This is a genomic window from Silvania hatchlandensis (assembly GCF_025564065.1).
GTDB classification, from domain to species: domain Bacteria; phylum Pseudomonadota; class Gammaproteobacteria; order Enterobacterales; family Enterobacteriaceae; genus Enterobacter; species Enterobacter hatchlandensis.
Map to the genome: position 1 here is coordinate 1 of NZ_JAMGZK010000053.1, position 11,613 is coordinate 11,613.

The 11,613-nt window shown below is 54.1% G+C and carries 13 protein-coding genes and 1 pseudogene; 7 read left to right on the plus strand and 7 right to left on the minus strand.

All coding sequences use genetic code 11. From position 1 onward, the window contains the following. Nucleotides 1-184 precede the first annotated feature (184 nt). Together M8014_RS17080 and M8014_RS17085 are read right to left on the minus strand one after the other, a co-directional pair. Complete coding sequence (locus M8014_RS17080; RefSeq protein ID WP_271283584.1) at nucleotides 185-979, minus strand: PhzF family phenazine biosynthesis protein; 795 nt, start codon at nucleotides 977-979, stop codon at nucleotides 185-187. 14 nt (nucleotides 980-993) lie between these two features. Further along, nucleotides 994-1,782, minus strand: a complete 789-nt coding sequence (locus M8014_RS17085) for a PhzF family phenazine biosynthesis protein (RefSeq protein WP_271283585.1) — start codon at nucleotides 1,780-1,782, stop codon at nucleotides 994-996. A 176-nt stretch (nucleotides 1,783-1,958) separates the two neighbouring features. Between M8014_RS17085 and M8014_RS17090 the strand changes: the two genes are divergently transcribed. Beyond that, a complete protein-coding gene (locus M8014_RS17090) occupies nucleotides 1,959-3,155 on the plus strand; it encodes a sugar transporter (protein WP_271283586.1) in 1,197 nt (398 codons plus the stop codon). Nucleotides 3,156-3,194: 39 nt separating this feature from the next. On the opposite strand, the gene M8014_RS17095 is transcribed toward M8014_RS17090, so the two are convergent. Beyond that, nucleotides 3,195-3,857: a MarC family NAAT transporter gene (locus tag M8014_RS17095; protein ID WP_271283587.1), complete on the minus strand. Its 663-nt coding sequence runs from the start codon at nucleotides 3,855-3,857 to the stop codon at nucleotides 3,195-3,197. A gap of 258 nt (nucleotides 3,858-4,115) precedes the next feature. Between M8014_RS17095 and marR the strand changes: the two genes are divergently transcribed. The 3 genes from marR to marB are packed head-to-tail and all read left to right on the plus strand — an operon-like array spanning nucleotide 4,116 to nucleotide 5,198. Beyond that, nucleotides 4,116-4,550 carry a multiple antibiotic resistance transcriptional regulator MarR gene (gene marR / locus M8014_RS17100; RefSeq protein ID WP_271283588.1) on the plus strand — a complete coding sequence of 145 codons (435 nt, stop codon included), beginning with the start codon at nucleotides 4,116-4,118 and terminating at the stop codon, nucleotides 4,548-4,550. Nucleotides 4,551-4,568: 18 nt separating this feature from the next. Then, entirely contained in the window at nucleotides 4,569-4,952 is a 384-nt protein-coding gene (marA, locus tag M8014_RS17105) for an MDR efflux pump AcrAB transcriptional activator MarA (protein ID WP_072250842.1), read from the plus strand. 30 nt (nucleotides 4,953-4,982) lie between these two features. Then, complete coding sequence (marB, locus tag M8014_RS17110) at nucleotides 4,983-5,198, plus strand: multiple antibiotic resistance protein MarB (RefSeq protein WP_271283589.1); 216 nt, start codon at nucleotides 4,983-4,985, stop codon at nucleotides 5,196-5,198. 31 nt (nucleotides 5,199-5,229) lie between these two features. Here the strand turns inward: marB and eamA are convergent, their stop codons facing one another. Further along, nucleotides 5,230-6,129 (minus strand): O-acetylserine/cysteine exporter, encoded by a 900-nt coding sequence (gene eamA / locus M8014_RS17115; protein WP_271283590.1) that lies wholly within the window; start codon nucleotides 6,127-6,129, stop codon nucleotides 5,230-5,232. A gap of 190 nt (nucleotides 6,130-6,319) precedes the next feature. Between eamA and ydeE the strand changes: the two genes are divergently transcribed. Further along, nucleotides 6,320-7,513 (plus strand): efflux MFS transporter YdeE, encoded by a 1,194-nt coding sequence (ydeE, locus tag M8014_RS17120; RefSeq protein ID WP_271283591.1) that lies wholly within the window; start codon nucleotides 6,320-6,322, stop codon nucleotides 7,511-7,513. Nucleotides 7,514-7,580: 67 nt separating this feature from the next. Here ydeE and zinT read toward each other — a convergent pair whose 3' ends face one another. Together zinT and M8014_RS17130 are read right to left on the minus strand one after the other, a co-directional pair. Then, nucleotides 7,581-8,222 (minus strand): metal-binding protein ZinT, encoded by a 642-nt coding sequence (gene zinT, locus M8014_RS17125; RefSeq protein WP_271283592.1) that lies wholly within the window; start codon nucleotides 8,220-8,222, stop codon nucleotides 7,581-7,583. A gap of 67 nt (nucleotides 8,223-8,289) precedes the next feature. After that, nucleotides 8,290-9,393 carry a cobalamin-independent methionine synthase II family protein gene (locus M8014_RS17130; protein ID WP_271283593.1) on the minus strand — a complete coding sequence of 368 codons (1,104 nt, stop codon included), beginning with the start codon at nucleotides 9,391-9,393 and terminating at the stop codon, nucleotides 8,290-8,292. 688 nt (nucleotides 9,394-10,081) lie between these two features. Here M8014_RS17130 and M8014_RS17135 point away from each other — a divergent pair. Further along, nucleotides 10,082-10,402, plus strand: a complete 321-nt coding sequence (locus M8014_RS17135) for a PTS sugar transporter subunit IIB (protein ID WP_271283594.1) — start codon at nucleotides 10,082-10,084, stop codon at nucleotides 10,400-10,402. Nucleotides 10,403-10,807: 405 nt separating this feature from the next. On the opposite strand, the pseudogene M8014_RS17140 reads toward M8014_RS17135, so the two are convergent. Continuing rightward, a pseudogene (locus M8014_RS17140) lies at nucleotides 10,808-11,088 on the minus strand (Acb2/Tad1 domain-containing protein). A 190-nt stretch (nucleotides 11,089-11,278) separates the two neighbouring features. Here M8014_RS17140 and M8014_RS17145 point away from each other — a divergent pair. After that, nucleotides 11,279-11,479, plus strand: a complete 201-nt coding sequence (locus M8014_RS17145; protein WP_271283595.1) for a glycogen synthesis protein GlgS — start codon at nucleotides 11,279-11,281, stop codon at nucleotides 11,477-11,479. Nucleotides 11,480-11,613: the final 134 nt, after the last annotated feature.

Below are 11,613 nucleotides of genomic sequence, written 5' to 3' on the forward strand. Positions count from 1 at the left end.
TATGGTGGTACAGCACAAAAGTGGGGGTGATCGACCTGAAAAGAAAGTCGATCACCATGGGTAAAGGATGTTAAAAAGTGTTCACCCTGTCCCCGAACATCTGTCTACCATGTCCCCGGACTGTACACCCACAGGGAGAGGGGGCAAACATTAAAAACAACAACCTTGGGTTGTTGTTTTGCTTTTACCTGCGCAGGAACACGGTGCCTTTCAGATACAGGGCTGCCTGGCCACCTATCAGTACCCGATCGCCCTTCAGCTCACAGCGCAGATCCCCGCCGCGGGCGGAGACCTGACGCGCCTGCAGCCGGGTTTTACCCAGCTTTTCGCTCCAGTACGGGATCAGCATGCTGTGGGCGGAGCCGGTAACCGGATCTTCCGCTACTCCTTCACCCGGACAGAAAAAGCGGCTGACGAAATCATCGTTATCTCCCGGGGCGGTCACGCAAACCATCTTACCCAGCGGCATCATCCCGTCGATGTCCGGCGTCAGGGCTTCAACCTGCTGCTGGTTTTCGAGCACCACCATGTAATCGCGCCCTGCCCGCACCTCTTTCGCCTCGCTGATGCCCAGGGTGCTGAACAATAGCTCAGGCGGGTTATCGACCGCCTCGCAGCCCCAGGCCGGGAAGTTAAGCGTCAGCCAGTCGCCTTTGCGGGTGACCGTCAGGTCGCCGACAAAACGGGTGGAGAAGACAATCTCGGTCTGCGGATAGTCGAGATACTCAAAAATCACGTGCGCACTGGCAAGCGTAGCGTGACCGCAAAGGTTGATTTCATGCTGGGTAGTAAACCAGCGCAGCTCGAAGCCCGCGTCAGTCCGCACGAAAAAAGCGGTTTCGGACTGGTTATGCTGCTGTGCCATTTTTAACAGGGTATCGTCCGGCAGCCAGTCTTCCAGGGGACAAACGGCTGCCGGGTTACCACCAAACGCGCGATCGCTGAACGCATCGACAAGATAAAATGCAATTTCTTTCATTGTGTTAACCTTTTTTAGCGCAAAAACAGATGACCTTTCATATACAGCGAGGCTTTGCCACTCATCAATACCCGGTCGCCCTTCAGTTCACAACGAATATCGCCACCCCGGCGCGAAACCTGCCGGGCGAAAAGCGACGTTTTTCCCAGCTTTTCACTCCAGTAAGGAATGAGCATGGTATGCGCAGAGCCGGTGACCGGATCTTCCCACAGCGCCACGCCCGGTGAGAAAAAGCGGCTGACAAAATCGTACTTGCCGTCTGCGCGCGCGGTGATCGACACCTTATGTTCCCCCGGTGTCATGGCGTTGATATTTGGCGTCACCGCCTCGACCTGCTGGCGATTTTCCAGCACCAGCATCCAGGCACGCCCTTTCCGGGCCTCCACATAGTGCTCGATCCCCAGCGCGCTCAGCATCTCTGCGGGCGGGGTCTGCGCCTCGGTGGGGCAGGCAGGAAAATCAAGCGTTAACCACTCCCCGTCGCGGCTGACCGTCAGCCTGCCGGATGCCGTATCAAAATGGATCCGGGCATCGGGGTAATCCAGTTCGTTAAACAGCACCCAGGCGGTAGCCAGAGTCGCGTGGCCGCAGAGGTTAACTTCACCGTGGGTGGTAAACCAGCGCAGCTCAATGCCCCCTTTGTGGCAAACAAAAAAGGCGGTCTCCGACTGGTTGTGCTGCTGCGTCATCTTTAACAGCGTATCGTCCGGCAACCATTCCGTCAGCGGGCACACCGCCGCCGGGTTGCCGCCAAATGCGCCGTCGCTGAATGCGTCCACCAGATAAAACTCACTTTCCTGCATCGCCTTACCCACTGTTAACCTAATGTTGCATTCTATATTCATGGAAAATAACGCCTTTCACCAGCCTTTACCTCAGCATTGAATTGAGATCTGCATCACAAAATGATTGTATTTTCAGCAGGGATGGTTTTAAGATCGCCCTCACCTCATTTATGTAACGATTCCCGGACATTTTTATGACAACCAATACCGTTTCCCGCCGGGTCGCGTGGCTACGGGTGGTGACGCTCGCGATTGCGGCGTTTATCTTCAATACCACTGAATTTGTTCCCGTTGGCCTGCTCTCCGACATTGCGGCCAGCTTCCAGATGGAAACCGCGCAGGTGGGGATCATGCTGACCATCTACGCCTGGGTGGTGGCCTTGCTGTCGCTGCCGTTTATGCTGCTTACCAGCCAGGTTGAACGCCGCAAGCTGCTGATCGGGCTGTTTGTGCTGTTTATTGCCAGCCACGTGCTGTCATTTCTGGCGTGGAACTTCACGGTACTGGTGATAAGCCGGATCGGGATTGCCTTTGCGCACGCCATCTTCTGGTCGATTACCGCCTCACTGGCGATCCGCCTGGCCCCGGCCGGGAAACGCGCCCAGGCGCTGAGCCTGCTGGCCACCGGGACCGCGCTGGCGATGGTGCTCGGGCTGCCGCTGGGTCGTATTGTCGGGCAGTATTTCGGCTGGCGGACCACCTTTTTCATCATCGGCCTTGGAGCGCTGATCACCCTGCTGTGCCTGATCAAACTCCTGCCAAAATTACCGAGTGAACACTCCGGATCGCTAAAAAGCCTGCCGGTACTGTTCCGCCGTCCGGCGCTGATGAGCCTGTATCTGCTGACGGTCGTCGTGGTCACGGCGCACTACACCGCCTACAGCTACATCGAGCCGTTCGTGCAGACTATCGCCGGTTTTAGCGCCTCATTCGCTACCGTTCTGCTGTTGCTACTGGGCGGCGCGGGTATTATCGGCAGCGTGCTGTTTGGTAAACTGGGCAACCGCCATGCCTCATTGCTGGTCAGCAGCGCCATCGGTCTGCTGCTGGCGTGCCTGCTGTTGCTGCTGCCTGCGTCGGGCAGCGAGACCAACCTGGCCATCCTGAGCATCGTCTGGGGGGTGGCGATCATGATTATCGGCCTCGGCATGCAGGTGAAAGTGCTGGCGCTGGCGCCTGATGCAACCGATGTAGCCATGTCGCTGTTTTCCGGGATATTTAATCTGGGGATTGGCGCAGGTGCGCTGCTGGGGAATCAGATAAGCCTGCATCTGTCGATGGCGTCGATTGGTTATCTGGGGGCGATCCCGGCGCTGGCGGCCTTGATCTGGTCGGTGCTGATCTTCCGCAAATGGCCTGTCACTCTGGAAGAACAGCCGCAAAACGGTTAGCGCTGTGGCCGGGTGGTCGTGCGCCACCCGGCACCGCGATTACGGGTAGGTCTGGATAATTTCCAGCACGCCGTTAATGATAAACTGCACGCCCATACAGACCAGCAGGAAGCCCATCAGACGGGAGATAGCTTCGATACCGTCTTTACCCACCCAGCGCATAATCGCGCCAGAACTGCGCAGACAACCCCACAGGATCAGGCCGATAAGCGCGAAAATGAGCGGCGGAGCCACCATCACGACCCAGTCCGGGAAAGTAGAACCGGTGCGCACCGTGGAGGCGGAGCTGATGATCATCGCTATCGTCCCCGGCCCTGCCGTGCTCGGCATCGCCAGCGGCACAAACGCGATATTCGGCGACTGTTTGTCCTGCTGATCCTCAAGTGCGTTTTTATCCGCAGGTTCGTGCGCCTTAGGCGCCGGGAACAGCATCCTGAAACCGATAAAGGCCACGATCAGCCCCCCGGCGATACGCAGACCGGGAATGGAGATCCCGAAGGTATTCATCACCAGCTGTCCGGCGTAATAGGCCACCATCATGATCGCAAAAACGTAAACAGAAGCCATTAAAGACTGCTGGTTACGCTCCTCCCGGTTCATATCACCGGCAAGGCCCAGAAAGAGTGCCACCGTCGTTAACGGGTTAGCCAGCGGCAGTAACACCACCAGCCCAAGGCCAATTGCTTGAAATAAATCCACCATGTTACGTCATCGTCCTTTATCAACATTTACCCCGGCAAGTATACGGTGAAAATGGCTGGATCGACCACGCGCACATCGTAAGTAATATTTGCGCCCCGAAATCAATTATTCCAGGTTATGAATGAATAGCTAAAGACGGCAAAAAATGTGTCTGAATCGTTTTAGCAAAACGTGTCATAAGCTTATGCATTCAGTTGACTTATAGTTGCCTGAGCAATAATATCTGCCGCAACTAAACTACTTGCCAGGGCAACCATTGTGACAAGCGCCAGTGACCTCTTCAACGATATTATTCCGCTGGGGCGCCTGATCTATATGGTTAACCAGAAAAAAGATCGCCTGCTCAATGACTATCTGTCACCGCTGGATATCACCGCAACCCAGTTCAAAGTGCTGTGTTCCGTGCGCTGCGAAGGGTGCATCACGCCGGGTGAGCTAAAGAAAATCTTATCTGTCGACCTGGGTGCGCTGACGCGCATGATGGATCGTCTGGTCTGTAAGGGATGGATTGAACGACGCCCTAATCCGAATGACAAACGCGGTGTGCTGGTGCAGTTAACCCGCGACGGCGCAGCCGTATGTGAACAATGTCATCAATTAGTCGGGCAAAAGCTGCACCAGGAACTAACAAAAAACTTAGCGGCGGATGAAGTGGCAACGCTTGAGCATTTGCTTAAGAAAATCCTGCCGTAAACAGAAAGAGGTATGACGATGTCCAGACGCAATACTGACGCCATCACTATTCATAGCATTTTGGGCTGGATCGAAGATAACCTGGAATCGCCGCTGTCACTTGAGAAAGTGTCCGAGCGTTCAGGTTACTCAAAATGGCACCTGCAACGGATGTTTAAAAAAGAGACCGGTCATTCATTAGGTCAGTACATCCGCAGCCGTAAATTGACTGAAATCGCACAGAAGTTGAAGGAAAGCAACGAGCCGATCCTGTATCTGGCTGAGCGTTACGGGTTTGAATCGCAACAGACCCTGACCCGCACGTTCAAGAACTATTTCGACGTTCCACCGCATAAATATCGCATCACCAATATGCGCGGTGAATCTCGTTATCTACTCCCTATCAACCACTGTAACTGCTAAACGCCTGTATTAAGACGTATCGAGGAAATTATGAAACTGTTCGCCTCCGCCGCCCTCGCCGCTCTGGTGCTGTTCTCCGGCCCGAGTTTTGCGGAGCAAACCCTGAACGCGACGCAGCAGACCAGCCACGACGCGACGTTCCTGCCAACGGCCAACGGCCAGTCGCCTCATGATTTTAATCATATGGGCGCAGGCAGCGACAAATCCGACGAATTAGGCGTGCCCTATTACAACCAGGGCGCTTAATTTGTATTGCCCCGCCTGTGCGGGGCTTTTTTTAGCTTCTCGCCCGTGTCGACCGACGCAGTCGCAAACCAAAGACATTAATGTACAGCCCGGCCATCACCAGCAGCGCACCGAACAACTGTAGCGCGCCCAGCGTTTCACCAAGCAGCAGCGCCGCACTGGCGATACCCACCACCGGCACCAGCAGCGATAGCGGCGCCACCCGCCAGGTTTCGTAACGCCCCAGCAGCGAGCCCCAGATGCCGTAGCCAACAATCGTCGCGACAAACGCCAGGTAGACAAGTGAAAGAATGGTGGTCAGATCGATGGCGACCAGGCTTTGCCACATCACCGATGGGCCATCCAGCAGCCACGAGGCGGCCATAAACGGCACAATCGGGATCAGCGCGCTCCACACCACCAGCGACATCACCGGCGGACGCGATTCCAACTGCATGATTTTTTTGTTGAAGATGTTGCCGCACGCCCAGCTGAACGCCGCCGCCAGGGTCAACATAAAGCCCAGCAGCGCAACGTGCTGCCCGTTGAGGCTGGCCTGCACCAGCACCAGCACGCCAAATACCGCAAGCGTAATCCCCACCAATTGTTTACCCTGCAGGCGTTCGCCAAACACCACCGCGCCCAGGATGATGGTGAAAAAGGCCTGCGCCTGCAGCACCAGCGAAGCCAGACCGGCAGGCATGCCAAAGTTAATGGCGCTAAACAAAAAGGCAAACTGGCCAAAGCTGATGGTGAGACCGTAGCCCAGCAGCAGACGACACGGAATTTTCGGACGGGCAACAAAAAACAGCGCCGGGAAGGCCACCAGCAGAAAGCGTAAACCTGCCAGCATCAGCGGGGGCATATTGTGCAGTCCGACTTTAATCACCACAAAATTCAGCCCCCATACCACCACTACCAGCAACGCCAGTAGCCCGTCTTTGCGCGTCATACCCTGCCCCTGTTTATTCAGTTTTTGTAAAGACTGTTCAAGGTAACGAAAAAAAACGCTCAGGAACAGATCATTAATTCTGGCAGCCAGTGGAAGCACTTACGGATAAATTAGGTGCTATACAAGCCGCTTATGGCGTGATAATCCTGATAAGACATAACAAAAAATTCTCGTCATGTCGGGCAGGAAAATGAACTTATCAATCAGGCGATCAACCTCCGCGCTGTTGGCGTCGTCGTTATTACTCACCATCGGGCGCGGCGCCACGCTGCCATTTATGACCATCTACCTGACGCGCGTCTACAACATGAGCGTGGCGAATATTGGTTATGCCCTGACAATTGCCCTGACTATCGGGGTCATTTTCAGCCTGGGCTTTGGCATTCTGGCCGATAAGTTCGATAAAAATCGCTATATGCTGATCGCCATTACGGCGGTTGCGCTGGGCTTTCTGACGATCCCGCTGGTGGATAATGTTGTGCTGGTGGTGCTTGCCTTCTCCCTTATCAACTGCGCCTACTCGGTTTTCTCGACGGTACTTAAAGCCTGGTTTGCCGATGTGCTGAATCCGGCGGAAAAAGCGCGGATTTTCTCACTTAACTACAGCTTTTTGAACATTGGCTGGACCATCGGGCCGCCATTAAGCACCCTGCTGATGATGTACAGTTTGCAACTGCCTTTCTGGATGGCAGCCTTCTGCGCCGCGTTGCCACTGGTGTTAATTCAACGCTATGTGCAGAAAGGTATCGCAGCCGAGAGTGAGCAGGTCGCCGTGGCGTGGCAGCCGTCGGTGCTGCTGCGTGACCGGGCCTTGTTCTGGTATACGCTTTCCGGGCTGCTGGCCTCCTACGTGGGCGGGTCGTTTGCCAGCTGTATTTCTCAGTACGTGCTGGCAGCGGATTACGATAGCGATTTTGCCCAGAACGTGGTGGCGGTGGTGCTGCCGGTGAATGCGGCGATGGTGGTCACGCTGCAATACATTATTGGTCGAAAACTGTCGGCGCGAAATATTCGCCCGCTGATGACGCTGGGTACGGTGTTTTTCGTGCTCGGCCTGGCGGGATTCATGTTCTCCGGGGAGAATCTTCTGTATTGGGGACTGGCAGCGGCGGTGTTTACCGTGGGTGAGATAATTTATGCCCCGGGTGAATATATGCTGATCGACAACATCGCCCCGCCGGGAATGAAAGCGAGCTACTTCTCCGCCCAGGCGCTGGGCTGGCTGGGTGCAGCATTTAACCCGATGATCACCGGGCTTATCCTGACCCATCTTCCCCACTGGTCGCTGTTTGTGATTATGATGGTGGCTATCGTGGTGGCATGGCTGATGATCCTGCGCGGAATGAGCGTAAAAGCGTGGGGTGAGGCGCCAAAATTAGCCTGACGCCGTGCGGCATTGCAAGACGGCCTGATGCCCGCCCTCTCCCCGGGAGTGGGCATCAGGCTCTCTATCAATGATGCAACATCTCGTCAACGACCTGCGCTTTATACATTTCGTTCGGGTAATAGGTCGGCCAGTTATCCATCTCTTTTAACAACGCCTCGTGGGAGGTGTTGCCCATAAAGATATGGAAATGGGCCGAGGCGCGCGGGCCGATGGTGTGGTCGCTGAACTGAACGAATTTCGGCGCTTTGCTGCTGGCGTCTTTACATTCGAACAGGTAGCGGACGCCCTTCTTGCCGGAGGTATAGGTCAGAATTTTGTAGCCGCTGTAGGCATACTGGCAGTTGCTCACGGCTTTACCGACATGGAATTCCATGACGTTATTCTCGATGCCGATGGTCTCGACATCCGTGGCGTAGCCCGTGCGGTAATAGGCTTTTACCTCGTCAAAAGATTGACTCTTATCTTTCTCGGCCTTCTTTTTAAATACCGGATCCAGATCGCCGCTCAGTAAAAACGGATACACCGACTGCCAGACGCCATCCCAGTCGGACAACTTACGATCCTTGACGTCTTTATCTTCGAACACGCCGTTCGCCGCTTTTTGTTCCGCCTCGGTCATCTGATGGCCGTGGGAATGGGCGAACGCCTGGGCGCTGACCAGCAGCGCCCCCAGAGTCATTGCAAATTTACCAATATGTCCAGCCAAAATAAGATCCTCACTCCGTTTTAGAGAGCGAGTATGTTATATTATAACATATCGTAAAACAAGCCCGTTACCATACTTCGCTGGCGATTTGGGTTACCAGACGAACTTTGTCCCACTGCTGGGCTTCCGTCAGGCTGTTGCCCTCTTCGGTAGAGGCAAAACCGCACTGCGGGCTCAGGCAGATCTGCGCTTTAGCCACGTACTTCGCCGCCTCTTCCAGACGGGCTTTTACCCCTTCCGGGTTCTCCAGCTCACCGCTTTTGGTGGTGATCAGCCCCAGCACCACCTGCTGCTTGCCCGGACGCACAAAGCGTAACGGCGCGAAATCCCCGCTGCGATCGTTGTCGTATTCCAGGAAGAACGCATCGACGTTAACGGTGCCAAACAGGATCTCAGCGACCGGCTCGTAACCCCCTTCGGAAATCCACGTCGAACGGAAGTTACCGCGACAGACGTGCAGCCCGACCGTCAGATCGTCCGGCTTGCCTTCCAGCGCCTTATTCAGCACCTGGGCATAGGTGCGTGCCAGCTGGTCCGGGTCATCGCCACGCTCGCGGATCTGGCGGCGCTGATCGTCTGAGCACAGGTACGCCCAGACGGTGTCGTCCAGCTGCAGATTGCGGCAACCCGCCGCATAGAACGCGTGGATCGCATCGCGCCAGGTTTGCGCCAGGTCATCGAAGTAGGCATCCAGCTCAGGATAGACCGTCAAATCGATATCTTTGCGCCCACCGCGAAAATGCAGCACGCTCGGGCTCGGAATGGTCATCTTCGCCTGCGCACTGCCGCTGATGCTTTGCAGGTAGCGGAAGTCATCCAGCATCGGATGGCTGCCGAACCCGAGCTTGCTGGTCACCCGCACACCGTGAGCTTTGGTCTGGACCCCGTTAAACTGGATACCCTGACTGGCGTCGTAGCGCTCCACACCCTGAAGCCCGTCGAAGAAATCAAAGTGCCACCAGGCGCGACGGAACTCCCCGTCGGTCACCACCTGCAGACCGCAGGCGCACTGTTGTTCAACCACATGGCGAATCGCCTCGTCTTCTACTGCACGCAGCTGGCGCGCGTCGATCTCGCCGCTGGCAAACTTCACTCGCGCCTGCTTGATGGCATCGGGACGTAAGAAACTGCCTACCACATCGGCGCGGTTCGGGGCGTGTTGTCGCTGCATGCTTATCTCCTTTAACTGCCGGCAGATAATTGCCGACAGTGATAATTCATTATGTGAATTTTTAGACATCTGGATGGCTAAATGTCTAAAAAAGATGTCACAGCACCGCGCCGACGGCAAACGAGAAAAATTCATCTGTGTTGAAAAAAATTCATGATGCTGCGAAGGGGCAAAAAAAACCGCCAGAAACTGGCGGTAAATGCTTGCATGGATAGATTTGTATTTTGATATCTACGAACCGGGCATTCCGTACCTGGTTGCGGATCATTATCAAGCTAGCACGAGGAGGATAAATGAAAGCTAAACGAGTCGCTCCTGTCTACATGTAGGGCAGGTATGAGGTTTAAGGTGAATTCCGAATGTAGAACAGCCGCGCCATGAGTAACGTGTTCATACGCTATTCTTTTGTAAAGGACACCATAAGGAGAGCGAATGATTATTACACTGCTGATCCTTGGCATTCTTGCCGTGATCGTCATGGGTTTTACGCTGCTTTCTGCCACGCAGGATCTGAAAGATGATTACTAGTGGTCACCGACTCAAGCTGGTCAATTCCCCTGTGCGCTGAAGTTGCTTAATATCAACTTATCTATCGTTTGACCAATTCACCGTATGAATATTGAGCAACCTCTCATTTCCTTGTCATCCGCAGGCATAGTGTAGGCGCAGTTTCCACGAGGATACCTCCATGAAAAAACTGCTTATATGTTGCCTGTTCGGTAATACCGCTAATTCGCTGGCGAAAAAGATGCAAACCGTCGCGAATGAACACGGCTATAAGATGATCATCAGCGCCGTAGGGGTAGATAATTTTGCAAGCGTGGCACCTGCCTTTGACTGCTTCCTTGTCACCCCCCATATCCAGTACAAGCTTGATGAACTCAAAAAGGAAATTGGCCCGGACCGCCCTGTCGCGGTGATTGAAAGCTACCCTTTTGCTTCACTGGATGGTGAAAAGGTTCTGGCGTTTGCAATAGAACATATGCCGCAGTTAACCGAACAAGAGTAAGGCCTGACGTTGCGCCCGGCATATTTCATGCATATTCCTGGTTCGTTTCGCACGGCTTATGGAGAAAAACCGGGCATCTCGCCCGGTTCTGGCTTTCAAATTTGCTTTTGTAATTAAGCAGATGGATATTATCCACACAATTAATGGGTTGCGGATGATAGTTATGAGAAATTTAGTATTGGCATGGTTTATCTTCATTAACATTTACGGCAGCATCTCACTTGTTAATGTAGTGAGTACATCCTATATGGATGGTTCACGTCTTCCCTGGCTTCTCGCCATCCCAATCCTTTGTTTAACAAACTTCATAGCGGGCAGGATGATGACGAAATCATGGTAATGGCAGCACCTTAACCAGACTAAAAAAAAAGCATCAAGCCCACCCGCAGATGAGCTTTGGGATGGCTAGCAATCAGCGTCAGCGCGCGCAACAGCACGACATGCCCACATACAGGCTTCCTGCATTTTGGTGCAAGCAATAGCAAGGCAGCGCGCGGCCTCGCTTGCTTCCACAGAATGATGTCCTGTTTCCACTTTCTCAGAATTCACCACCTCACGCTCTGTATCAAGAAGGCTGCAGAAGTGACGACTGACGCCCTTCAGGCGGTTCATGCGGGCGATGTTACCCGGAGTTACCGAGCGGACCCGTTTACGGTGCTGCCGTCTGGCGGTTTTGCTTCACTCATCTCGGTGCCCTATCGGTAGATTGTTGGCAGTTCGCCTGCCTCGATTGGTTATGCACTTATAAGCCTGTAGTTGTCTGGTGACGATTTCTGACCTGCTAGTGCAGCCGGAATGATCACGCCTACGATTTTTTGAGCCATACTTACAACAGCCGCATTTTTCTTTTTGGTTCGTCTGGCAGAGGAGGAATGTATGCAGTTAGTTAGTGAGAAGGGTGTTGTGTCTTCCCGGGATTTAGATTTTCTTGCATCTAGCTTCGCCCGGATGCGCTTGCAAGGCCGACATCTATGCACGGATGCAATAACCGGCAACATGGATGAAGACTGCCGGCTGTGGTTCCTTAACCGTTACGACTTTTACATTGAACAGCTAAAAGATAAGGAACTGCAGTAGTAACCACAGGCCGGGTGGTGATAGCTGCCCGGCAATCACTTTAAAGTAAGACAAAGCTGTAGAGGGCGGCCGTCGCAGACAGTCCACACTCCGGCAACGACTTTATAAACTTCATACTTCCGCCCTTCGACGCC

What these genes read in the sequence shown, in the direction of transcription:
- M8014_RS17080 (WP_271283584.1), bottom strand. Translation starts at nt 979, where the DNA reads ATGAAAGAAATTGCATTTTATCTTGTCGATGCGTTCAGCGATCGCGCG.
- M8014_RS17085 (WP_271283585.1), bottom strand. Translation starts at nt 1,782, where the DNA reads ATGCAGGAAAGTGAGTTTTATCTGGTGGACGCATTCAGCGACGGCGCA.
- M8014_RS17090 (WP_271283586.1), top strand. Translation starts at nt 1,959, where the DNA reads ATGACAACCAATACCGTTTCCCGCCGGGTCGCGTGGCTACGGGTGGTG.
- M8014_RS17095 (WP_271283587.1), bottom strand. Translation starts at nt 3,857, where the DNA reads ATGGTGGATTTATTTCAAGCAATTGGCCTTGGGCTGGTGGTGTTACTG.
- marA (WP_072250842.1), top strand. Translation starts at nt 4,569, where the DNA reads ATGTCCAGACGCAATACTGACGCCATCACTATTCATAGCATTTTGGGC.
- marB (WP_271283589.1), top strand. Translation starts at nt 4,983, where the DNA reads ATGAAACTGTTCGCCTCCGCCGCCCTCGCCGCTCTGGTGCTGTTCTCC.
- eamA (WP_271283590.1), bottom strand. Translation starts at nt 6,129, where the DNA reads ATGACGCGCAAAGACGGGCTACTGGCGTTGCTGGTAGTGGTGGTATGG.
- ydeE (WP_271283591.1), top strand. Translation starts at nt 6,320, where the DNA reads ATGAACTTATCAATCAGGCGATCAACCTCCGCGCTGTTGGCGTCGTCG.
- M8014_RS17130 (WP_271283593.1), bottom strand. Translation starts at nt 9,393, where the DNA reads ATGCAGCGACAACACGCCCCGAACCGCGCCGATGTGGTAGGCAGTTTC.
- M8014_RS17135 (WP_271283594.1), top strand. Translation starts at nt 10,082, where the DNA reads ATGAAAAAACTGCTTATATGTTGCCTGTTCGGTAATACCGCTAATTCG.
- M8014_RS17145 (WP_271283595.1), top strand. Translation starts at nt 11,279, where the DNA reads ATGCAGTTAGTTAGTGAGAAGGGTGTTGTGTCTTCCCGGGATTTAGAT.